The 22044-nt window shown below is 55.5% G+C and carries 19 protein-coding genes; 2 read left to right on the top strand and 17 right to left on the bottom strand.

All coding sequences use genetic code 11. The features are described from left to right. Positions 1-3: 3 nt before the first annotated feature. The 11 genes from pqqD to RGW60_RS17050 all read right to left on the bottom strand — a co-directional run bounded on the left by pqqD (position 4) and on the right by RGW60_RS17050 (position 11407). Positions 4-279: a pyrroloquinoline quinone biosynthesis peptide chaperone PqqD gene (gene pqqD / locus RGW60_RS17100; protein ID WP_322205681.1), complete on the bottom strand. Its 276-nt coding sequence runs from the start codon at positions 277-279 to the stop codon at positions 4-6. Continuing rightward, positions 276-1031 (bottom strand): pyrroloquinoline-quinone synthase PqqC, encoded by a 756-nt coding sequence (pqqC, locus tag RGW60_RS17095; protein WP_322205680.1) that lies wholly within the window; start codon positions 1029-1031, stop codon positions 276-278. Before pqqC ends, pqqD begins: the two co-directional genes overlap by 4 nt. A gap of 8 nt (positions 1032-1039) precedes the next feature. Beyond that, positions 1040-1951, bottom strand: a complete 912-nt coding sequence (gene pqqB / locus RGW60_RS17090) for a pyrroloquinoline quinone biosynthesis protein PqqB (protein ID WP_322205679.1) — start codon at positions 1949-1951, stop codon at positions 1040-1042. Positions 1952-2007: 56 nt separating this feature from the next. Further along, on the bottom strand, positions 2008-2082 hold the full coding sequence (pqqA, locus tag RGW60_RS17085) for a pyrroloquinoline quinone precursor peptide PqqA (protein ID WP_003422658.1): 75 nt from the start codon (positions 2080-2082) through the stop codon (positions 2008-2010). A gap of 121 nt (positions 2083-2203) precedes the next feature. Continuing rightward, positions 2204-4519, bottom strand: coding sequence for a pyrroloquinoline quinone biosynthesis protein PqqF (gene pqqF / locus RGW60_RS17080; RefSeq protein ID WP_322205678.1), 2316 nt, complete (start codon positions 4517-4519; stop codon positions 2204-2206). A gap of 65 nt (positions 4520-4584) precedes the next feature. Continuing rightward, positions 4585-5385, bottom strand: a complete 801-nt coding sequence (locus tag RGW60_RS17075; protein WP_322205677.1) for a carbon-nitrogen hydrolase family protein — start codon at positions 5383-5385, stop codon at positions 4585-4587. An 11-nt stretch (positions 5386-5396) separates the two neighbouring features. Next, entirely contained in the window at positions 5397-7076 is a 1680-nt protein-coding gene (locus RGW60_RS17070; RefSeq protein ID WP_322205676.1) for a flavin monoamine oxidase family protein, read from the bottom strand. Positions 7077-7294: 218 nt separating this feature from the next. Then, positions 7295-7756: an Lrp/AsnC family transcriptional regulator gene (locus RGW60_RS17065; protein ID WP_322205675.1), complete on the bottom strand. Its 462-nt coding sequence runs from the start codon at positions 7754-7756 to the stop codon at positions 7295-7297. A gap of 210 nt (positions 7757-7966) precedes the next feature. Then, positions 7967-9328: an outer membrane beta-barrel protein gene (locus tag RGW60_RS17060; RefSeq protein ID WP_322205674.1), complete on the bottom strand. Its 1362-nt coding sequence runs from the start codon at positions 9326-9328 to the stop codon at positions 7967-7969. A gap of 54 nt (positions 9329-9382) precedes the next feature. Further along, positions 9383-10717: an MFS transporter gene (locus RGW60_RS17055; RefSeq protein ID WP_322205673.1), complete on the bottom strand. Its 1335-nt coding sequence runs from the start codon at positions 10715-10717 to the stop codon at positions 9383-9385. Between the two features lie 114 nt (positions 10718-10831). Then, positions 10832-11407: a nuclear transport factor 2 family protein gene (locus RGW60_RS17050; RefSeq protein WP_322205672.1), complete on the bottom strand. Its 576-nt coding sequence runs from the start codon at positions 11405-11407 to the stop codon at positions 10832-10834. A gap of 113 nt (positions 11408-11520) precedes the next feature. Between RGW60_RS17050 and RGW60_RS17045 the strand changes: the two genes are divergently transcribed. Further along, complete coding sequence (locus RGW60_RS17045; protein ID WP_322205671.1) at positions 11521-12420, top strand: LysR substrate-binding domain-containing protein; 900 nt, start codon at positions 11521-11523, stop codon at positions 12418-12420. A 25-nt stretch (positions 12421-12445) separates the two neighbouring features. On the opposite strand, the gene RGW60_RS17040 is transcribed toward RGW60_RS17045, so the two are convergent. The 5 genes from RGW60_RS17040 to RGW60_RS17020 form a co-directional block, all read right to left on the bottom strand. Continuing rightward, positions 12446-13702 carry an MFS transporter gene (locus tag RGW60_RS17040; protein ID WP_322205670.1) on the bottom strand — a complete coding sequence of 419 codons (1257 nt, stop codon included), beginning with the start codon at positions 13700-13702 and terminating at the stop codon, positions 12446-12448. Between the two features lie 58 nt (positions 13703-13760). Beyond that, positions 13761-15122: an outer membrane beta-barrel protein gene (locus tag RGW60_RS17035; RefSeq protein WP_322205669.1), complete on the bottom strand. Its 1362-nt coding sequence runs from the start codon at positions 15120-15122 to the stop codon at positions 13761-13763. A gap of 68 nt (positions 15123-15190) precedes the next feature. Beyond that, positions 15191-16810: a bifunctional 3-(3-hydroxy-phenyl)propionate/3-hydroxycinnamic acid hydroxylase gene (locus RGW60_RS17030; protein WP_322205668.1), complete on the bottom strand. Its 1620-nt coding sequence runs from the start codon at positions 16808-16810 to the stop codon at positions 15191-15193. Between the two features lie 113 nt (positions 16811-16923). Then, positions 16924-17844, bottom strand: coding sequence for a VOC family protein (locus tag RGW60_RS17025; protein WP_322205667.1), 921 nt, complete (start codon positions 17842-17844; stop codon positions 16924-16926). 81 nt (positions 17845-17925) lie between these two features. Continuing rightward, the gene (locus tag RGW60_RS17020; RefSeq protein WP_322166418.1) at positions 17926-18759 is read right to left on the bottom strand and encodes a fumarylacetoacetate hydrolase family protein; all 834 of its coding nucleotides are present in this window, start codon (positions 18757-18759) and stop codon (positions 17926-17928) included. A 178-nt stretch (positions 18760-18937) separates the two neighbouring features. Here RGW60_RS17020 and RGW60_RS17015 point away from each other — a divergent pair, with 178 nt between their 5' ends. Then, positions 18938-19639 carry a GntR family transcriptional regulator gene (locus tag RGW60_RS17015; RefSeq protein WP_322205666.1) on the top strand — a complete coding sequence of 234 codons (702 nt, stop codon included), beginning with the start codon at positions 18938-18940 and terminating at the stop codon, positions 19637-19639. 343 nt (positions 19640-19982) lie between these two features. On the opposite strand, the gene RGW60_RS17010 is transcribed toward RGW60_RS17015, so the two are convergent. Beyond that, positions 19983-20948: a restriction endonuclease subunit S gene (locus RGW60_RS17010; RefSeq protein ID WP_322205665.1), complete on the bottom strand. Its 966-nt coding sequence runs from the start codon at positions 20946-20948 to the stop codon at positions 19983-19985. Between the last annotated feature and the right edge of the window lie 1096 nt (positions 20949-22044).

The raw sequence follows: 22044 nt of genomic DNA, 5'->3' as shown, positions 1-22044 counted from the left end.
GTGTCAGGCAAGTTCGATCCAGCGTTCAGCACGGGCGACCTCCATAAACTGCTCGACGTCGGCGCCGAGCTCTGGGAAGCCTGGAAACAGTTGGTCTAGCGCATCGATAATCGCGTCTACCGTGCGCTCGCCATCTATCAGGCCACCAATGGCGCTGGCACTCTCGTTGAGCTTGATCATGCCTTCCGGGTACAGCAACACATGGCTGTTTTGCGCTGGTTCAAACTGATAGCGATAACCCTGGCGCCAGCGTGGAATCAACTGTCGATTGAAGCTCACAATGCGATCCCCTTATGCCAGACGCGTTGGTCGGTAACGCTGTGATACGGCGGACGATTCAGTTCATAGGCCATGCTCATGGCATCAAGCATGCTCCACAGAATGTCCAGTTTGAACTGAAGAATTTCCAGCATTCGCTGCTGGCCTTCGTAGGTGGTGTAGTGCTGCAAGGTGATGGTCAGACCATGCTCGACATCGCGTCGCGCCTGACCAAGACGAGTACGGAAGTATTCGTAGCCGGCGGGGTCGATCCACGGATAGTGCTGCGGCCAACTGTCCAGTCGCGATTGGTGAATCTGCGGCGCGAACAATTCGGTCAATGAGCTGCTGGCGGCTTCCTGCCAATTGGCGCGGCGGGCGAAGTTGACGTAAGCATCGACGGCAAATCGTACACCGGGCAGCACTAATTCCTGCGAGCGCAATTGGTCCGGGTCGAGGCCCACAGCTTGGCCCAGACGCAGCCACGCTTCGATGCCGCCGTCTTCTCCGGGGGCGCCATCGTGATCAAGCAGGCGTTGAATCCACTCCCGGCGAATTTCACGGTCCGGGCAGTTGGCCAGAATCGCAGCGTCTTTCAACGGGATATTGACCTGATAATAAAAGCGGTTGGCGACCCAGCCCTGAACCTGTTCACGGGTTGCGCGGCCTTCGTACATCGCCACATGAAACGGGTGATGGATATGGTAATAGGCACCCTTGGCGCGCAGGGCTGCCTCGAATTCAGCGGGTAGCAATGCAGTGGCGTCGCTCATAAGGGCTCCTAAAGCTCGATACTCATGCCGTCGTAGGCAACTTCAACGTTACGGCGGACCAACTCAGCGCGCTCCGGGGAGTCTTCATCGAGGATCGGGTTGGTGTTGTTGATGTGAATAAGCACTTTGCGTGGGTCGGGTAACTGCTCCAACACTTCAAGCATGCCGCCGGGACCGCTTTGCGCCAAGTGGCCCATCTCACGCCCGGTGCGGGTGCCGACGCCGCGACGCTGCATTTCATCGTCGCTCCACATCGTGCCGTCCACCAACAGACAGTCAGCAGCGGCCATTTGCTGCATCAGCGCTTCATCGATTTTGCCCAGCCCCGGCGCGTAGAACAACTTACCACCGGTTTTCAGGTCTTCGACGATCAAGCCAATGTTGTCGCCGGGGTGCGGATCAAAACGATGCGGTGAATACGGCGGCGCGGCGCTGCGTAAGGGGAACGGCGTAAAGCGTAGCTTTGGGCAGGCAGGGATGACAAAGCTGCCTTCCAGTGCGATGCGGTTCCAACGTAAGCCGCCGTTCCAGTGGGTCAGCATCGGGAATAACGGAAAACCGGTGCTCAGATCTTCGTGAACCATGTCGGTACACCACACTTGATGCGGGCAGCCTTCGCGCAAGCTGAGCAGCCCAGTCGTGTGGTCAATCTGGCTGTCCATCAAAATGATCGCGCTGATGCCGGTGTCACGCAGGGTCCGGGCCGGTTGCATGGGCTTAAAGTCCTGCAATTGCGCGCGGATGTCGGGGGAGGCGTTGCATAACACCCAATGTACGCCGTCGTCGGACAGGGCAATGGACGATTGAGTGCGCGCTTGAGCCCGCAGGCTACCGTCGCGAAAGCCTGCGCAGTTGGCACAGTTGCAGTTCCACTGAGGGAAGCCGCCGCCAGCAGCAGAACCTAGTATCTGAATGAACATTTACGCTCCATGAATAAAAACGCCCCGGCGAACCGAGGCGTTGCACCACGTCAGAATCAACGGCTTGCGAAGTACATGGTGACTTCAAAGCCGATACGCAGATCAGTGTAAGCAGGTTTAGTCCACGACATAGGAGACTCCTTCCAGGTAGATACAGCGGTTGATGACCTTCGTTAGTCACTTACCAAGCGAAGACGTTCAGATGGTTAGGCAGCTATCTTACTAGAGGTTTTTTTATCTACGCCATCGTCCTCAAGAAACGCCCCTGTTGCTTAGGATTAGCCAACCGCCGGCGGCGCTTACTAATCGACAAACAGCAGTAAGCAATTCGCATTTTTCAGTACGCAGAAGCGCGGCTTGCAACCGCTGGGCGTAACGTGCGCCATGCCCAGCGAGATGCGCCTGCCAGAGCCATTCACTGGTTTGCAGCGGGTCCATCGTGGCAATGTCGAATTGTGCGGCCAACACTTGGCGCCGCTGTGCTAAATCGACAGTCTCGATTAGCGCAGGTAGGTGCTTTATAAACGCCTCCAGATGTCCGACGATTTCTTCTGTAGACGCACTGGGTGATTGCACCCCAAACAACCAGCCCCCTTGCCCGGCTATTTGTCGGAAACCGCTGAATACCGCGTAGCCCAACTGCAATTCCACCCGCAGCCGCTGATAGAAAGGCGCTTGACCAAGGTGCGCTAACAGCCGCCACGCTGCTTCGTCTTCCACGCATCGGCTTGGCGCGGGGCAGAATAAAAGCACAGCATTTTCGCAAGCATCAGACGTGTCGATTACCCGCTGTTTACCCGGCTTAACGTCAATGGCCCTTAGCGGTCGATCATCGACGGTGCCGGGCATCTCGCCAAGTTCTGCGGTCAGCGCTAAATCGGTTTCTTTGGATAAACCGACTGAAAACGTAGTCCACCGCGCATCTGCCCACACAGATGACAGCTCGTGGTTGTTGCCCTCGATCTGGCCCACTGTGCTCAGACAAGCATCCGGCAGTTGCTTGAGCAAGTGGCGAATCGGAATCAATGCGGATTCTCGACGAGGCTGTCCGTAGCGCCCCAAGGTTTCAGGCTTGGGCATAGTCAGTACATGCAGCGTGTGTTTGATCACAGCGGGCATAGGTGCCGAAATGCCACTGAGCTTAAGCTGCCAAAAATGGCCGTACCGGCTGAAAGCGAGATCGACGCCCGCCTGTCGTGCCGCGATGACGACCGAGCCCAGGCTGTTGTCTAGCATCTGCCATAAGCCGGAATGCGCCGAGCTCAAACGCCAACGCAGGAAAATCGACCCCTCGGTGCCATCATCGATGTTGGCGCTTAGAAAAGGATTAGGAGCGGGCAGGCGCCAAGAAGTGGGTTGAATGGCTAAGTTATCCACAGCCTGCGGATCAAGCAGCTGCGAGGGGCGTATCTGGTCCAGCAGTGCTTTTAGCGTGGATGCGGAGGGATTTGACGGGTTCCCGAAACACCGCGCAATCGCCAGTGCCCCCTTGATCGCTCGTCTTCGGTCTTGAATCAGCGCGTATTCCTTTTGCAGTTTCGGATGGCTGCTATTTGTCTTGAAAAACGACAACCAGTCAAAAAATAATCCGGCGACAACACTGCGTTGAGCAGCACCGACTTCGGTGAGCGCGAATTCAATATTCAGCAGCAATTGAACTTCAAAAAGGTACAGCGGCTCGATCTTGAGCGAGTCGATCAAGTCGCGTTTAAGCAGCTCGAATAGTAAGCCGCCGGGTTGTGAGTCCGTCAGCCATGTCTGGAAAACTTCCAATGCTTCGAGACCCTGCTCAGGAAAGCCTTCGCACGCAAAAATCAGATGCAGCCGACGCGGGTCGGTAATGGGCTGAGGGTCAGACGATGTTCCCAAAAGAGGTGGCGCTGGAGTTTGCGTGGACTTTTTTCCACTGACAAAAACATTGCCGTAGCGTGTTGCCAGCGCCCTCAAATCGTCCAATGATTGCGGACCGACAAGGCTCAATTCCATCTGCCCCGCATGATAGAAGCGTCGATAAAAGTCCTGCAACGCCTGCTGGAAAGCCTGACGCGGAACAGGAAGGCTGTAGCGATTGCCCGCATGAAACCTACGCAATGGGTGGTGAGCTGAAAGCGGTTGCAGCAACATCGTTTGATACCGGGATTCGGCGTCCTGCGACCAAGCGATAAATTCCGCGTGCAGCACTTCGCGCTCTCGTCGTTGATCGGCCAGCGCAAGGCGCGGATGGGTGAGCATCTCGCACAAACGCTCCAACCCTTGGTCAAACACCGGCTGGGGGAGCTCGAAAAAAAACTCTGTGCTGCGTTCGCGAGTGCTGGCGTTGACCTGTCCGCCATGACGTTGAACAAAGGCCATCAAATTATCGGCCGCCGGAAAGCGTTTGGTGCCCAGAAAAAACAAATGTTCGAGAAAATGTGCCAAACCAGGCCATTGTGCCGGTACATCATGACTGCCAGCCGCTACTCGCAACGCCGCCGCACATCGCTTCAATCCAGGCACATGGCTAAGCACCACGTGCAACCCGTTGGGCAACGTGAGGTGTTCGACGGCGGGGGTGTTTAGCGCAGGCATTCAGGCTTCCGGCGTTTGAGCGAGGGAAGCCAACATGCTAGCGGAAATGTTTCGGTTTAGGACAATCAGCCGCGACTCAACCCGATATACAAGTCCGGACGTCGATCGTTGAAGTAGGTGTTGATGGCCCGAGAGCCGTTCATCAGCTGTCGGTCCAGCGTACCTATGATCAATGTTTCATCTTCGGCAGCCTGAGCAATTCGACTGCCGTCCGGCGCGGCAATACTGCTTAACCCGCAATAATGAATGTCGCCCTCGCTGCCGCAATAGTTGGCATACGCCACGTAGCATTGGTTTTCAAACGCCCGGGCACGCACCGTGACTTCAGCGACGAAGTCATACGGTTTCATATTGGCGGTCGGCACGACGATCAACTCAGCACCGGCCAAGGCCAGCCTGCGAGTGTTTTCTGGAAACTCCAGGTCGTAACAAATCAGCAAGCCCAGACGCCAGCCGTTCAGTTCGATAACCGGAAAGTCATCGCCGCCCGCCGTAAACATCGACTGGTCCAGGTCACCGTATAGATGGGTTTTACGGTAATGAGCGAGACTTTTTCCCTGCGCGTCAATCAACTGCACCGAGTTGTAAATCTGCCCTTCGCTGGACCGTTCGGGATAGCCGTACAGAATGGCAATGCCTGCGGCCTGAGCAATCGCCATGACCCGTTGCGCCGATTCACCGTCACGGGCTTCGGCCAAGTAAAATGCCGCTTTTGCGCCAATGTTGTATCCGGTCAAAAACATTTCGGGGAACACCAACAGGTCCGCGCCCTGGGTCGCTGCTTGCGACGCTTTCAGTGCCAGGCGTTCAAGGTTGCCGCTGACGTCCAGCGGCAGCGGCGGGCATTGGTACAGGGCGATGCGCATGACGATGTTCCTCAGTCTGCCAAGGCGATGGGGCCGATTTCATGGAACACATCGCCGGGGCCTGGATTTTCTGGATGAGTGCTGCCGCCGAAGTGCTTCATGATGCCCCACACTGCATTCAGCGAGGTCTGTACTGCGCCTTCGACCCATGCGGGGGTCCATGAAACATCATCGCCGGCAATGAAAATTCCCCGCTGCTCGTCAGGCATGTCCTGCTGCATAAAGTGCGCGAACATTCGCTGGTTATAACGGTAGTGGCCGGGCAAGGCACCTTTGAACGCACCGAGGAAATGCGGATCGGCTTCCCACGAGACGGTGATGGGTTCGCCAATGATGTGCGCTGCAATGTCGACTTTCGGGTAGATCTTTTTCAGGGCGTCGAGGGCCAGTTTCACGCGCTTTTCCACCGGATGTGGCAGCATCTTCAGCGCGTCGCTCATCCAGGAGTAGGACAAGCAAATAACGCCCGGCTTGTTGTCGCCGTTATCGAACAGGTAGGTGCCACGGGTCAAGCGGTCGGTGAGGGTCATGCTCATCAAATCGCGGCCGGTTTCTGGGTCTTTGTCTTTCCAGAACGGGCGGTCGACCATGACGAAGGTCTTCGACGATTGCATATAGCGCGTGCGGTCCAACGCCATCCACATTTTCTGCGAAAACAATGACTCGTCACAGTCGATTTGAGTGGTCAGCAGCCAGCTTTGACAGGTGGTCAACACGGCAGCGTAGTGGAGCGTGTGGCCCCACGTGTCGGTGACTTCGAAACGGCCATCGTCAGCACGCGCGATGCGTTTCACCCCGGAACGCGGTGCGCCACGGTGCAGCGAAGCCAGGCTGGTGCCTTCCGGCCAATGCACACAACGCTCGGGCACATGGCGCCAGATGCCCAGTGGCACTTGTTCCACGCCGCCGACAATCAGGTGCTGGTGATCGTCGCAGTTGGTCATGACCACTCGGAAGATTTCCAGCATCGAGTTAGGGAAGTCCGAGTCCCAGCCACCGGTGCCGAATCCTACTTGGCCGAACACTTCACGGTGGGTGAAGGACAATTTGGCAAAAGCTTTGGAGGTGGCGACGAAATCGTAAAACGTCCGGTCATCCCATAACGGAACCAGTGTGTTCCATAGGCTTTTAAGGCGGGGGACGTCACGGTCGCGGATGGCTTGCTGGATCTCGGCGAATTGCGAACCGGCTTCCAACGCGTCAGCCCATGCATCCGCGACTTCTTGGAAGAGTGCAGGAAGATCCGACAGTTTTTGTGCGTAATACGTGCTGCCTTCCAGATCGATTACGGTGCTACCGGACGCGGCAGTCAGCGGATTCGGAAAGGGTTTTGACTCCAGGCCAAGTTTGTCAACGTAGTGATAGAACGCTGTAGAGGAGACCGGGAAACGCATGCCGCCCAGTTCGGCAACAATGCCGTCAGTGCCAGCAAAGGCCTGTGAGCGCAGACGTCCGCCCATTTTTGAGGCTTCGTAAATAACCGGTTTAAAGCCCAACTTCATCAGCTCATAGGCTGCTACCAAACCCGCAATTCCCGCGCCAACCACAGCGACTTCCGCACCATGATTTTCTGCCGGAATACTGCCTAAACCAGCCGGGTGTTCGATCCAGTCGTCAAAAGCGAAAGGGAAGTCCGGGCCGAACATGGTGATCGGTTTTTTACCGTCTGCAGGATGGCGATTGTTGTTCATAACTGACCTTGCTCGGCTGGAACCAAAAGAGGACAGTCTAGATAAGAGCGGATACGTTAATAAGACGCAAAGTGGTGTCGTTATTAATGCTGGCGCTGCGTTATGACGAGCTTGGTGGTCATATTGATTGTTTAGCCGTTGGTGGAAAACGTGGTGGCGAGCCCTGGGTTTTGCACACCGCAGTGAATTATTCACCCACCAATTGGCTCCAGGTCGGCTTAAACTGGCTGCCCTCGATCAATTTTGCTGCTAAGGATGATAGAGGTGGTGGTTTTTTCTACCCCATCTACGCTACCAATCAGATCCAGCAATTGGTCCAGTTGTTCGGGTGAGTCGGTGCGCAGCCACGCCACGTAATCGAATTCGCCGCTCACCGCACACAGCTGCTGAACTTGAGCGATGGCGCTCAACCGGCGCAGCACCTCTTTGCCTGAGCGCGGTTGTACGGTGATGCCCACGTAGGCCTGCAACCCGCCATCAACTACGCGCTGACTCAAACGCACCCCATAACCGGTGATGACCTTGGCCTTTTCCAGTCGGGCCAAGCGTGAAGTCACCGTGGTTCGGGCTATCCCCAGTCGGCGGGCAAGCATCGCGACGCTTTCGCGGGCATTGATCTGCAACGCGGCAATCAACTGGCGGTCAATTTCGTCGAGAGCGAGTGGGCGGCTATCGGGCAAGGTCATCTCCATTGGTACAGCGGAGCGAGCATGTTACCTGTAACGGTCAATTCTTATCATCAGCGCCATGCCGGCGTTTTCGTTTCGCCTCTGCGCAGATTTGGATGCTAGATGAGGTGCATGGGTACCGACACCAGGCACCGGTTTTTAGCCGTGCCTGGTCTAGAGGTCATTCAGGTCCAGAGTCCTGATGCAGGCGGGTGGTAGACCTCAGAAATACACCAGTGCTTCTACTGTTCCGGTCAGTTGGTTGCGCGCATCACGTTGCCCAAATGGGCGCCCCCCGTCGCGGCCGTCAAACCAGTCGTAGCGCAGTTCCGGACGAAGTGACAGGTACTTGCTGAAATCGTACCGCAGCCCAGTTGTCAGCGCATTGAACGCGCCCCTAGAGGTAGAAGAGGGGAACAAAATGTAGCCTTCTGGGTCGTTGAAATGCTCGGCTCGTGCTGAGAAAGACAAGTCTTTGCGTTGCTGGTAGGTCAATACCAGGTTGGCTCCCCACCAGTGCGCTCCATTAAAACCGGGGCCGGTGACGATGTCGACGGTCGAGGCTTGGCCGTCACCCGCTTGACGGCCATAAACCATTTCACCGCCCATGGACCATTTTTCATCGAACCGATGCCAGCCATTGAGCGAATGCTGTTGCTTGAACTGGCCCGCGCTAGAAATCACTCGGCCGCGAGGTGTTTGAATATCACTGCGACTTTCGTTCTCTGAATCACCGACGAGGAACTCGTAGTCGATCCAGGTATTCATGTCTGGCGTGCGCCAGCGCAGTGCGCCCAGTAGAGATTTTCCGTCGTTGTTGTCGCGCAGATTACCCTGGCCCTGAACCACACCGAATTCAGCACCCAACAGCATGCTCTGGTTGTTAATCAGGCGTTTGCCCAACAAAAAACCGGACACTGTACCTGATTCAGTCATGAACGCGTAACTGCGGCTGGCGAACGGGTTGCGTGCGGCACGGATGTTCGGGGGAATCTCATAGCCCAGCCCTGAGCCAAAGATGCCAGCGATTGCGGTGAAACCGCCCGCGTAAGGCAAGTAGGCCGTGGCGGCGATGTTGGGCACGGCGAGAAAATTTTGTTTATCGCGTCGGGCCTTATCTGGATCATTGTCGCCCGGCGAGTTTATTCCCCAGTGCATGTCCCAACCATAAGTGCGGGCCTGTTGCGCATTGCGGCCGTAGGCAGCCTCAAACGTGAAGCCCCAAGAAGCTTCAGTGGGTGACGGTCCAGGCAGAGGGGTGACACGCGGGATAAAATTGGTCTTTAGCGCTTTGTCGGCGAACAGGTGAAGATTGCCCAGTTCAAACCCTTCGTCGCCGAACCCGGCGACCGGGGTGTTGGTCAGCCCTGACTCGCGGTCTTTATGAGATGAGTTGTTGTTGCGTGAATAACCAGCATCCAGCAGGCCGGATATCTTGATGCCATAGTCGCGCTCCAATGAGTCGCCGAACAGGCTGCGAAACAATGTACCTTCTCCGAGCTCTACGGGCTCGCTCGCCAGGCAATGACTCGTTGCAAAGACGAACAGAACCGCGCCAAACGATTTGACCATGATGTTCTTCATGCGTTTTTCTCTTGTTTTTATTTGGGGGCCATCCGCTGGCCACTGCTTGGAGCTTTAGTTGGGCATGGGTACAGCCGTTGTTCGATTCAGGCGCCAGAAGCCGATAATGCCGATGGCTGCGATGCTGGCGGGAATGGCTGCAGCCACCAACAGTTCACTCGTCGACCATTGCAGATGCAGCAGCGTGGCACCTACGAAAGGACCGCAAATGCCCCCTAGACGACCGAGTCCCAGCGTCCAACCCGTGCCGGTTGCGCGCAGTGCAGTCGGATAAAAGGTGGAAGTCATGGCGTTCAGTGCCGCTTGGCCGCCGAGGATGCCGAAGCCGGCAACGGCTATGGTCAGGTAAGCGAGGTTGATTGAGTTGTAGTAGTGGCTGAACAGCACAATGGCCACGGCAGAGACAATAAAGGTCGGAACCAGTACGGCGCCGAAACCGTGTCGGTCGACAAACCAACCCAGTAGCCAACCGCCTGCCAAGCCACCCAGCCACATGGAGGTTCCCGCCAACACAGCTTGCGAGGGTGTATGGCCTGCGCCGCTCATCAGCACGGGTGTCCATGAGGCGAGAAAGTAAATGCAAAGCATGTTCATGAAGTTGATCAGCCACAGCAACAGCGTGCCCGGCAGCCTGCCATCCGCAAACAAGTGAGCAAGCGACAGGCCTTTTCTGCGCGGTTCGGCGATGAGTAATGTCGTGTGCTCATTGATTCGCAGGCCGGGCTCGATCCGTGTGAGGATTGCCCTGACACGGTCAAGCTGGCGTTCGCGCAACACGCACCACTGCAACGATTCTGGAAGTGCGAAGAGCATTATTACGCCCACACACAAAGGCGCAAAGGCGCCCAAATAGAACACCACTTGCCAGCCATATTGCGGAATCAGTGCAGCAGCGAGCGCGCCACCGACGAGACCACCCACGACCAGTCCAGAGGACACCAGCGTCAACAACATCACGCGGTTGTGCCCAGGGGCATACTCCGTCACCAGAGTGGCGGCGTTAGGCACGATTGCCCCCATGGCGATACCGGTAAAAAAGCGCAGTGCAAGAAGTCCGTCCACCGTCGTGGTTTGAGCGGTCAAGTACATCAGAACCGCCATCGTCAGCGAGGCGCTAACCAGTACTGGCCGTCGACCGACGCGATCGGCGATTGCACCCAGAGCAAGTGAGCCGATCAACATGCCTAACATGCTAATGCTGAACACCGGTCCCAAGTTGGCTTTAGGGATACCCCATTGAGCGATGAGGCTTGGTGCCGCGTAGGCCATGGCTTGAATGTCGAACCCATCAACGACCATGCACAGAAAGCATTGACCAAGCACAAGCATCTGAAAGGCGCTCAGGCGGCTCCTTTCGACGATCGCGCAGATGTCGAGTTGATTGTTCACGAGCGAATACCTCTGTTGTAATTATTTTCGGTAGTGGAGCTGTTCGGGACGCAAGATCGATGTGGCGGTCGGTGCAGAAAAATCTCAGTTGTGAATGTCGGTGACAGTGGCTTATCAGTCAGCGAGCCACGCGCTGGCCTCGGCTCGCATGGTCAGTTCCAGGTCGCTGCCGCGCGTGGCGAATACCCGATTGGGCGCAAAGCCGCTTTTTTCCAGAAGGTAGGCAAGCGGCGCATATTCACGCGGGTAGCGCGCCACGGTTTCATGGTCAATCTCGACTAAGCCTTGAGGGAAGGTGAAGCCCGCCATGTCATAGATGCTTTGACGCTTGACCAGCTTCCACAGGCCTTGGCGTTTCTCGACCAGGTCATAGAAACGGTTGTGTCCATTGCAACCCAGGTTCAGCCGGGTGTTATCGGCAACGATCACCGCGTTGGTTTCGACAATGGCCTTGTTGCCATTGAGGCTCACTACCGGCGTGCCAATCAAATGCTTGGTGCGCAAGTCTGACTTGCCCATGCGCTTTGACCCTTCGACGAACTCGGCAAACGGGCCTTCAAACCAAGTGACTTCGATGGTTCCGTCAGGATGGGCCAAGTTCGCCAGTTGGTCCCATTGGCCTAAGTCGCGATGTATCCAGCCGGTAATCAGGTCGGTAATTTGAAGGCGGTCTTCTAGGTAAGTCTGCATGCGGTGACCTTGGCAGGTGGTGGATGTGAGCTTCAGCTTCTTCTTCTGGACAGATAACTTCAAATAGATTGATATGAACGATTGATCACTATTTGTGATGGATAAGGAGACCTATGGACTTGCGTCATTTGCGTTATTTTCTCGCAGTCGCCGAGGAGGGGCATTTCGGCCGGGCCGCTCAGCGTCTACACATTGTTCAGTCAGCCCTGAGCATGCAGATACGTGGCCTGGAAGAGGAACTTGGGGGGGCTTTATTCTTGCGCACGAGCCGTCGTGTGGAGCTCACAGAAGCCGGAGTACTGCTGCGTGCCGAAGCACAGCGCACCCTTGATCAGGCAGCGCATGCGCAACGCGTGGTGCAGCGCTCGCTACGTGGAGAGATGGGTAGTGTGCGAATCGGTTTTGCCGGCAACGCCGTGTTCAGCGGTCGGTTGATGGCCGACGTTCGCGCCTTTCGTAAAGCTTATCCGGATGCTGAGATTATCTTGCGCGAGCTGGCGCCTCAGCAGCAGGTCGAGGCGATACAAAACGGGCAACTGGATCTGGGATATGCGCCAAGTCATGGCGGTCAGGCCCTAGACAACGCTTTGTTGTTTGAGCGCATTGGGACTTGGCCGCTGGTGGTTGCATTGCCTGAAGACCATCCGTTGGCGAACCAGCCAACATTGCGCGTGCCGATGTTGAGGGCGGAGTCGTTGATCATCTATGCCGCTCACGGAGCAGATGAATACATGCTGGCCGGTCTGCGTAAAGCATTGGGGCGGGAGCCGAAGGTTCAGCGCACTACCAGCACCTTGAGCGTGCTCGCGTTAGTCGCCGCCGGCATGGGGGTAGCGATGGTCCCCGCGCCCCTGATGCAGGTAAACATTCCCGGGCTGGTCTACCGGACATTCGAAGACATAGAGCCCCACACCGACTTGTTGCTTATTAGCCGCGTCAACGAAATTGGTGGTGCCGTGCGGGCGTTCCTGAAGGTTGCACATCAAGGTGGAAGGTTGACAGCAACCCAATAGCGCTCATCTCGTGAAGAGTGGATTTTTACGCACGATCTATTCCTTCGACGGGAGGCTCGGCCACTTTGGCTGGTGCGGTTTCCCGTAAACATGTTGCGACTAGCAATCCCACCAGCACTGCGCCGAGTGCCAGGTACATTGTGTTTTCGATCCCGTGGTGCTGAGCGATATATCCCGCAATAGCTGGAGCGACCCCGCCGCCAAAAATCTCACCAATTCCCACCACTAATCCTGTAGCGGTCGACGTCAGTGCGGCCGGAACGGACTCGCTGGTGAGTGGACCGACCGTCATGCAGATCATGCTGAAGTTGAAGAAAATCGTCAGAAACAGTAGCGCGAACAACTTTACCGGTTCGGCGCCTGTACCCATCAGCAACCAGAGAAACACACCGGTGGCGATGAATGATACGAGAACCACTGGTTTACGACCGATGCGGTCCGACACGGCAGGCATGATCAATTGCCCGAGAAAACCACCCAAACCGATGGCCGACATGACGAAGCCCATTTGCTGCACTGGGAGGTGTAAAAAGTCCATCAGGTAGTTAGGCATCATCACGCTAATCACGAACAGGCAGGTCAGCATGCAAAACATGCCGACAATGTTCAGCAAGACGTTGCGATAGCGCAGTGCATCCAGCCAGCTCGGGTGCTTGACTGCAGAACTGATTCCAGATTTCTTGGGCGTGATCGCTCGGGTTTCCCGCAAGTAAAAGTACATAGCCAATGCCAATAGAAAACCTGGCAGTGAAACTATCATGAACACCCAGCGCCAGGACGGTACTATCGTTAGCAATTGGGTGGCGAGAATTGGCGCAAGGCCAAGACCCAGGATCGGGAAGAACGCCTGTTGAATGCCAATGTTCATACCCCGACGTCGCGGATGGGACGACTCCGCCGTAGCCGCTAACGCAGTTGGAGTAAAGGCGCCTTCGGAGATGCCCATAATCGCCCGGATCAGCAATAAACCGCCCATACCGGTCGCCAGGCCCGAGAGGCCCGCAAGAAGTGAAAATACCAGTACTGCTGGAATCAGCACGTTGCGCCGACCGATACGATCAGATAGCCGTCCCATGAAAATCGAAGAAATGCCCCACGCCAAACCGAGTATTGCTGTCACGTTCCCCAGGTCCTGATAGTTCAAGCCCAAGTCTTTCATCATCACCGGGAATAGCGGCAGGATGATGAATCGGTCCAGTCCCACAAGGCCGAAGCCTAAGGCCAAGAGGGCGACCGCTGTAAACTCGTACCGCACATCCCACGCATGCTTATTGTTATTCATGGTTGCTACTCAGATGTAATGGAGATTAATGGCCTTAGGTAATTTGGCCGCCAAGGGTTTAGAAATAAAACAGCGCTTCAACAAGACCCGTCAGCTGCGTACTGTTGCGACCTGCGCCAAAAGGGTGATCGTTTGTATTGCCATCAAATACGTCGTAACGCACTTCCGGGCGCAACGAGACGTACTTGTTCAGGTCATAGCGCAAGCCCGTGGTGAGGGAGTTGAAATTGCCGCGAGCAGTGGATACCGGCAGCAGGATGAACCCATCGGGATCGGCAAAATGCTCGGCTCGTACCGAGTAGGAGAGATCCGTACGTTGCTGATAGGTGAGTACCGCGTTGGCTCCCCACCAATGGGCGCCATCAAAACCAGGACCGTTAATGATGTCGAGGGTTGTTGCCTTGCCGTCACCCTCCTGATGGCCATAAACGACCTCGGCGCCCATCGACCAGTTTGAGTCGAAGCGATGCCAGCCGTTGAGCGAGTGTTGTTGTTTGAACTGACCTTCTGGCGATATCAGGCGCGACGTTGGAGCCTGTACGTCGTTGGACGTGTCATTCTGTTCATCGCCGAGGATGAACTCATAGTCGACCCAGGTTTGCATGTCTGATGTGCGCCAACGCAAGGCCCCCATCACCGACTTCTGTTTGTTGTTATCGCTCAGGTTGTTCCACCCTTGGACTACCCCTAGTTCGGCGCCGAGAATTGATGATTTGCCGTTGTACAAGCGAGTGCCAAGGAGTACGCCACTGACAGTTCCCGGCTCGCTAACGAAGGCATAGGTCTTGCTCGCAAACGGATTACGAGCAGCGCGAATGTTGGGCGGGATTTCATAGCCCATGGCCGGTCCGAATATCCCAGCCATGGCCGTGATACCAGGACCATAAGGCAGATAGGCGGTGGCAGCGATGTTGGGAATCGCGAGGAATTTTTGTTTGTCGCGCTGGGCCTTGGCAAGGTTGGTATCACCAGGCGAGTTGACATCCCAGTGCATGTCCCAGCCCGTGGTGCGAGCGAATTGGGCATTACGCCCGTAGTTCAATTCGAATGTAAATCCGAAAGATGCTTCGCTCGGCGATGGCCCTGGCAACGGTGTGATACGTGGCACCATGTTGCCCTTCAGCGGCTTGTCGATGAATAGATGCAAGCTCCCCCATTCCAGGCCCTCGTCCGCGAAACCAACGACCGGAAGATTGCTTAAGCCTTGCTGACGCTCAGCATGGGTCGAGCGATTGTTACGAGAATAAGCAACGTCAAACAGGCCAGAAACCTCAATCCCATAATCCTTTTCCAGGGTGTCACCAAATAGGCTTCGAAATACCGTGCCTTCACCTGTCTCAGGGATCTGGGCGGCGTGAGCGTTAAGCGTTGCAAAGGCGGCCAGAACCGCACCAAGCGTTTTCACCTTGATGTTGATCATTATCTGTCTCTTGTTTTTGTTGTCAGAGTTTGGGAGGTCGGGGCATCCATGCCCCCGGAAAACAGGTGTCAGGCGTGACAGGTCTTTGTGTCGTTGTTGGTACGGGTTTGCTGGCCGCTGCTTTGTAGCTGATCGCGCAGGGTGTCGATTAATTTTGGCAGCGCCGACAACGCTGCGACGCCGCCATAGCAGTAGTAGTCAGGTCGCACGATGAGGGCTTCGAGTCCGGCCTCTGCCATGAATCGCAGGTATTTTCCAGAGACGTCTCGATAGATGCCTTTGCTACTGTCCGCCGTTTGTGCAAGTCGAACGACCTTCAGATCGTAGTCGCTAATAAATCTCGACTGTTCCGAGCTGAGCAGCACCAAAGGGTCAAGCTCGCCACTCACCAGCAAGTGAAAACCGCGTCCGATGACGTCGTCATAGCGGCTGACCTTGCCACCGATCTCGATTGATCCATGCACTCCAAGCGTGCCGCGCAATGGGCCAGCCTTTGGCAGTAGTCCATCGGTCAAACCCGGGAACGGCGGCAGCGGCGCAACATTACCGCTCAGGTAGGCGGCGTCGCGTTCGGCCGCCTCGACCGGGTCTGATACGCAGACAACTTTCCCCATCGCCATGGACGCTTCTATAACGGCGCGGATCTGCGGTTTGCGCTCAAGTGTATAGCCGTCCAACAGCGTTTCATCGGCCAAGCCGCGCATCAGCAAATCGAGCCGCCAGGATAGATTCCATGCGTCGCGGATTCCCGAGCACATACCTTGGCCCATGAACGGTGGCATCACGTGGGCCGCATCGCCAGCCAACATCACCCGACCGCTGTGCCAATTGGAGGCAATTCGCGAACGAAACTGGTAGACCGCGTGGCGCACCAACGTTGCAGTGTCCGGCGTGACCCAGCGCGACAGCAACGACCAGACCTTGTCGGTATCTTGAAGGTCTTCAATGGCTTCGTGGGGCAGACGCATAAACTCCCAACGCCGATAACCAGGTCCGCCGGGAACCATTGTGGTGGGGCGTTCGGGGTTGCACCACTGGCCGATATCCGGAACATCCAGTGGTACACCGGGCTTGGGTTGCAGATCGACCACCAGCCAGTCTTCCTGAAAGCCCAGATCCTGCCATTCAATGCCTAGCGACTGGCGCACGAAGCTATTGGCGCCGTCGGCGCCGATCACATAGCGCGCTCGAACACTTTGCTGTTCTTCACCGAGTAAAAACTTACCGTCTTGGCGAATAACCCGATTAAGAACCATGTCGCAGCCGTGGTTATCTTGTTTCAGCGCTGTCGCTTCCCAACCCTGATGGACTTGCACATTGCCGATGCTTTTGGCTTTGCGGTCCAGGGCAGCTTCCAACAATGGTTGATTGAACAAGTAACCGAACGGCCCGTCACTGATCGATTCGGCGGACCAATCTATCTCTACCAAGACCTTCCAATCAGCGTTGAACCACTGATAGCGTGCCGAAGGTTGAGAGATTTTTGCCAGTTCCTCGCCAAGTCCCATAGAGAGGAAAATTCGCCGAATTTCATGATCGTAAAATACTGCACGCGGGAGCGGATATAGCGCGGGCCAGCGTTCGAATACGGCGACCGAGTAGCCCATCTGGCCTAACAGGATGGCCAGCGTCTGGCCAACTGGGCCGTATCCGGCAATGGCAATATCGACTGTAGTTTGCTGATTCATGATCTGTGCCTCGTGTACTTCTCAATGATTTCCGGGCAGGGCCGGACCCGTCGCGCGAGCGGGGAGGCTAGCGCAATGCAGGAGTGTCAATTTTGTAATAAGAGCCGAGCGACTCAGGCAGGTGCCGGGGTATCCGCTTCAGTGTTGAAAATGAAGTTGTCCGGCACGTCTGGTCCCCAGAGGTACAGCGAGTTTTCCGGCGGATAGTCGCCGGCAGGCCATTCAACGCCTTCGCCAATGTAGTCCATGTCTGCCGAATACTCGCAGAACGAACCCCACGGATCCTGCACGTAGTGAAAGTAGTTCGAGCCCAAGCAATGACGACCGGTGCCCCAGCCCTTCGTGTGCCCTGCCTTCGCCATTTGCGACGCGCCTGCGCCGACTTCGTCGATGCTGTCCACTTCCCAAGCCGCGTGGTGCCAGCCCTTGGCACTACTCTTGGCGAACGCCACCAGATGGTGGTCACACCCGTGGGGTGCGTGACTGAAGGCGATGATGTCCATCGACTTGTCTGAAAGCTTCAAGCCTAGGGCCTGCTCGTAAAAATGCAGCGCGCCAAGCACATTGGGGGTGAACAACAGAACATGGGACAAGCGGCGAGGTCGGATTTGTACCATGGCGTCGCGGGTCGTTGCGCCGCGGCGGTTGGGCGGGGTGATAGTGTTTTGGTGATCGGACTTTTGATTTGGCATGGTTTTTTCGCCGACCTTGACCTGCAACAGGTTACCGTCAGGGTCATGGAACCAAATTCCCGGTTCGGGACGGTCTGCAAAACGTCCACCAGCGGTTTCGATCTGCTGACGTAGGGCGCTGAAATCCTGCTCGTAGCAGTTGAAACTCAGATACGCGAGCGACTTGGACGCGGCGGGAAATATTTTTGCCGAGACATGGCCGTCAATTGCTTTCAATAGGAGTTGATTGGGTTCACGTTGAACATCGAGGCCGAAGCTTTTGAAGAATTGGTAGGCTTCGGCCAGTGACGGAACGTTCAACGCGTAATGATCGATTGAATGCACACCATGGGACACGCTCATGATTGCCTCCATTAAATTATTCTTATTGTGGGGCCCAGGGGCAATATCGGCCCTGAGCTGAGTTCAAATCAGTGTTAGGTATCAGACTTCATCAATGACTGGATTAACTAGTTTGCCGATGCCTTCGATCGATACCTCGACCACATCACCCGCTTTCAGGTAGACCTTCGGATTCATACCAAAACCGACCCCGGCGGGGGTGCCGCTGACAATCACGTCGCCAGCTTCGAGCGTTACTGCTTCGCTCAGCGTCGAGATGATTGTGGCGACGTCGAACAACATGTCCGTGGTATTGGCCGACTGTACAACCTTGCCGTTGACGCGCGTTTCGAGCAACAAGCCTTTGCCCCCGGCAGGTAGCTCGTCGGCTGTTACTAGTATCGGTCCGAATGCGCCCGTGTTATCGAAATTCTTGCCAACCGTCCACTGGGGCGAAATGAATTGATAATCACGTACCGAGCCTTCGTTGAAAAGCGCATAACCGGCGACGTGATCGAGTGCGTCTTCCTTACAGATATGACGACCACCGCTTTTAAGCACCACAGCCATTTCACCTTCGTAGTCGAGGGTGTCGGAGATTCGCGGACGAATCAGCGGCTTGTTGTGGGCCGTAAGGCTGGAATTCCAACGAGGGAATAATGTCGGGTAGGTCGGTTGTGCGTAAGGGGACTCTTTCGTGTGGTCGGCGTAGTTCAGGCCCACGCAAACAATTTTGGTCGGACGCTGCATCAATGGCAGATACGCATCTTCAGCAATGTTGACCAATTCACCGCTGGCATCGGCACCGTAGGTGCTCAGATCGACGCCTCGCGCTAACAACGATTCTAGAGATTCGGTTCCTAGTACGCGTACGCCGCTTGCAGTGACGACACCTAGGACAGGTTGACCTTGATTGAGGAAGCTAACGTAACGCATGAAAGATTTCTCTTATAGGTTTTAGTAAGCGTCGGTCATGAAGGGCAGCACCGACTGCGTGGTACAAAGCTAGAGCCAAAAAAATATATCGTCAACAAAAAAATATATATTTTATGGAATTTGATAAATTACCAGCCCTGTGTATTATCCGCACAGACATGTGAAGATGGAGTCGACCTTGAATTCCCCTCTAATTAACTGGCAATCGGCTGATCCCCCTGAAAAGCGCACCATGGCTTCGCAGTTGGAAGCCCGGATTCGTCAGGACATCATCAATGGCCAGTTAGCGCCAGGCAGTCGCCTGCGCCTCAAGGAGTTGGCAGAATCTTATGAGGGTGGGGTCATCCCGTTGCGTGAAGCGCTGTCGCGCCTTGCGAGCAGCGGCTTCGTCTCGGCGGCCGATCAAAAAGGTTTCAGCGTCGGCCGTATATCTGCGGCAGAAATTGCCGACATCACCGCCGCTCGACTGCACATTGAGTGCAAGACGCTGGCCGATTCGATTCGTCAGGGCGATGTGGAGTGGGAGAGCCGCGTTCTTGCGGCCCACCATCGACTGGATCGTCTGACGATCGTTGAAGGCCCGGAGCGACTGCTCAAGCCCGAATGGGAAAACGCTCACGAAGTTTTTCATCAGGCGCTAATCTCCAGTTGCAACTCGCCCACGCTGCTGCGCCTGTGCTCGTCCTTGAGAGATCAGACGGCCCGCTATCGTTTTTTGTCGATGCACTACGCTGACAGCAGCGCACGCGATGTGCCCAACGAACACCGTCAGTTGATGGACGCAGTGCTGGCCAAAGACATCGACAAGGCCTGTGAGCTGCTGTCCAGTCACTATCAAACCACAACGGATTCAGTGCTCAAGCATGCACTACTGGGGTAGCACTGACATCTTCTCGACGCTTGGTGGATTGATGGGCGAAACGAATAAAAAATGGCTTACGTTAATTAGACGTAAGCCATTTTTTTATATGGTGGGCCCAGTAGGACTCGAACCTACGACCAAGGGATTATGAGTTGCCGGATGAATTACTGTGGTTAGCAAAGCTTAGGCTAGGTAGCGAATGGGTACAATAGCTTCAACTAGTGATTACATATAGGTTTGGCTAGTTTTCGCTAGGTCGGTAAAGCTGAGCACTGTACCGCTGCTGTACCACGGTTTAGGATAGCCCTGCGTCATCGGCACATCACCCCAGCCACCAGTGGTAGCTTCACGTCTTTATGGTTTAAATCGACGGCTCGAAACCTGGGAGCGTCAATTTGCCCCCACTGGTTCGTTTACCAAATCCTGTGGGGATAAGGAAGCTGTGCTGTTGTATTTCTGCCAATTCGGCTCGCCATTGGGTTTCGGTGTATTTCAACTTGCTGTCATTCCACCCGTGCAACACCTCTTTAAGGATGGCGGCTTCGTTGGCTTTACGTCCGTCGATCAATAAGTCATTCCAGGCGCTATAGAGCGTGGCCACGCGTTCGCATCGGGCCGTATCCCAAGGGCGCATCAACTCGATCAGCTCGTTAATCTGCTGGCGCTGTTCAGAAGACCATAGTTCGTCGTAGGCGGAGCGATGAGCGCCAGCTTGGGTCAGAGGGCGATACTCATAGCGTTTCCCATCGTCTAGCTCCAATTCCTCGAACCACTGATTTTCCCGCAAACCCTGCACTGCCTGACTCATCAAAGCGGGATCATGTGGGCCTGCAGCATAGCGCTCTTCTTTGCTTTGAATCTCTTTGAGGCGGGCCACATGCTCTGCTAGGGAAATGACTTTTTGGAGCTTTACTCGCCCCATACGTTTTTCGCAGTGGAGTTTTTGTACGATTTCAGCGGCGAGAAGGATGCGAGCCTTTTCCTGATTTACAACGGTATCGGCAGAGTTGCTGTTTCCTCCCAAGGCTTGTTCGACCAACGCAGCGACAAGTTGCTCATTGAGCTGGCAGGCTTGGCTGAGTTGGGACTTAAGTTGGGTGCAGAGAGCCATGAGCTGGTCGATTTTAGCGACGATGCGGTGTTGTTCGGCAAGGGGCGGCAGTGCAAACACCATGTTTGCTACTTGGGTAGTCGAAATGTGGGGGACGCCATTACTGCGACCTGGATCTATGGAGTCAACAAAAAAACGAGAATTGATCCATGACGATAAGTAGCCGATAGAAACGCACCCTATGTAGGGCGAGATCCTTGCTACTCGCTGCAACAACAGACATGGCAGATCAATCTGCCTGATTACGGCGTACTTCAATCCTGACGAGATAATTGGACGATCAAGAGTCAGAACCACGTCGCCATCGGATAGTAAAAAACCATCAAATTCTTTGGCCTGATCTTCGGATATGCATGCACGCTCCTGCCAGTTAGGTCAAGGGCTTCGCCCGCCGTGCCTGCCCCGCAGCCAGTCCGGCAAGTTCGGACACGGGATGCAACCGAAGGGGTTGCCCAAGCGGAGCGCGGAGCTTTAAGACCGGTGTTCAAACATTTCCATCGTTTGGATTACTGACCGGTGCAAGCGTCTTCTCCGGTGCCTTACTGGGGAGAACCTCGGTTAGACTAGTGGTTCTTCAAGGAAGCTTTTCAAAGGAGTGAATCGGTGCAAACCAACCAGACCGTCAGTTGCCCACATTGCATGAACAACGTTCCATGGGGCGCCTCAGTTTGTAGAGGCTGTCATGCTGAAATTTCCTATGGCACCCCTCGGGCAAGTATCGTCGTTTTCATTATCGTTTCGGTGACAGCAGGCTGGTATGCGGCGAAGCTCGTTCACGATCACCTGTCTACCAACTCGACAGTGTTGTGGGTTGTTTTCGGGATTGTCTTGGCACTGGTAGGCGTTCTGTCCATAAAGATCTGTAAGCGCCTTTATACCGGCAGGACCTGGTTTCGACGGATCTACCGGACCAAGTGACCACCCGTCCCGGGATGGGTTTGCACGCATGGGTCATCAAAACAAGAACACTGAAATTGTCTTGTTTTTGCGATTAGTTTATTAAATTCATAGTGTTAACGCTCTTTCATATCCCATCCCCCCGCCCTTCCCGCAAGCGGGAAGGGAGCGAGTCGCCCTCTGTCGTCAAGGGTGCAGGGGAGGCCTGCGGCCTTGATCCCCTACACCCATGCCGTGAGCGTTGGTCGCTTCTGCCGCGTAAAGGGGCCGGGTCCTCGCCGCTTCGCTTCTGCGGGCCGCACCAACCCCTTGACCCGTCATCCGCTTGTTGGGGAGCCCGCAGAATTCGGAAAAAATCGAACGCTAAGTTTTTCCAGGGCGCTGGCCCCTTGGCCCCGCGAAACTCTCAGATTTC

Source organism: Pseudomonas sp. AB6, from assembly GCF_034314105.1.
GTDB lineage: Bacteria > Pseudomonadota > Gammaproteobacteria > Pseudomonadales > Pseudomonadaceae > Aquipseudomonas.
This window is presented reverse-complemented; position numbering and strand designations above follow the sequence as displayed.

What these genes read in the sequence shown, in the direction of transcription:
- pqqC (WP_322205680.1), bottom strand. Translation starts at nt 1,031, where the DNA reads ATGAGCGACGCCACTGCATTGCTACCCGCTGAATTCGAGGCAGCCCTG.
- pqqB (WP_322205679.1), bottom strand. Translation starts at nt 1,951, where the DNA reads ATGTTCATTCAGATACTAGGTTCTGCTGCTGGCGGCGGCTTCCCTCAG.
- pqqF (WP_322205678.1), bottom strand. Translation starts at nt 4,519, where the DNA reads ATGCCTGCGCTAAACACCCCCGCCGTCGAACACCTCACGTTGCCCAAC.
- RGW60_RS17075 (WP_322205677.1), bottom strand. Translation starts at nt 5,385, where the DNA reads ATGCGCATCGCCCTGTACCAATGCCCGCCGCTGCCGCTGGACGTCAGC.
- RGW60_RS17070 (WP_322205676.1), bottom strand. Translation starts at nt 7,076, where the DNA reads ATGAACAACAATCGCCATCCTGCAGACGGTAAAAAACCGATCACCATG.
- RGW60_RS17060 (WP_322205674.1), bottom strand. Translation starts at nt 9,328, where the DNA reads ATGAAGAACATCATGGTCAAATCGTTTGGCGCGGTTCTGTTCGTCTTT.
- RGW60_RS17050 (WP_322205672.1), bottom strand. Translation starts at nt 11,407, where the DNA reads ATGCAGACTTACCTAGAAGACCGCCTTCAAATTACCGACCTGATTACC.
- RGW60_RS17045 (WP_322205671.1), top strand. Translation starts at nt 11,521, where the DNA reads ATGGACTTGCGTCATTTGCGTTATTTTCTCGCAGTCGCCGAGGAGGGG.
- RGW60_RS17040 (WP_322205670.1), bottom strand. Translation starts at nt 13,702, where the DNA reads ATGAATAACAATAAGCATGCGTGGGATGTGCGGTACGAGTTTACAGCG.
- RGW60_RS17035 (WP_322205669.1), bottom strand. Translation starts at nt 15,122, where the DNA reads ATGATCAACATCAAGGTGAAAACGCTTGGTGCGGTTCTGGCCGCCTTT.
- RGW60_RS17030 (WP_322205668.1), bottom strand. Translation starts at nt 16,810, where the DNA reads ATGAATCAGCAAACTACAGTCGATATTGCCATTGCCGGATACGGCCCA.
- RGW60_RS17025 (WP_322205667.1), bottom strand. Translation starts at nt 17,844, where the DNA reads ATGAGCGTGTCCCATGGTGTGCATTCAATCGATCATTACGCGTTGAAC.
- RGW60_RS17020 (WP_322166418.1), bottom strand. Translation starts at nt 18,759, where the DNA reads ATGCGTTACGTTAGCTTCCTCAATCAAGGTCAACCTGTCCTAGGTGTC.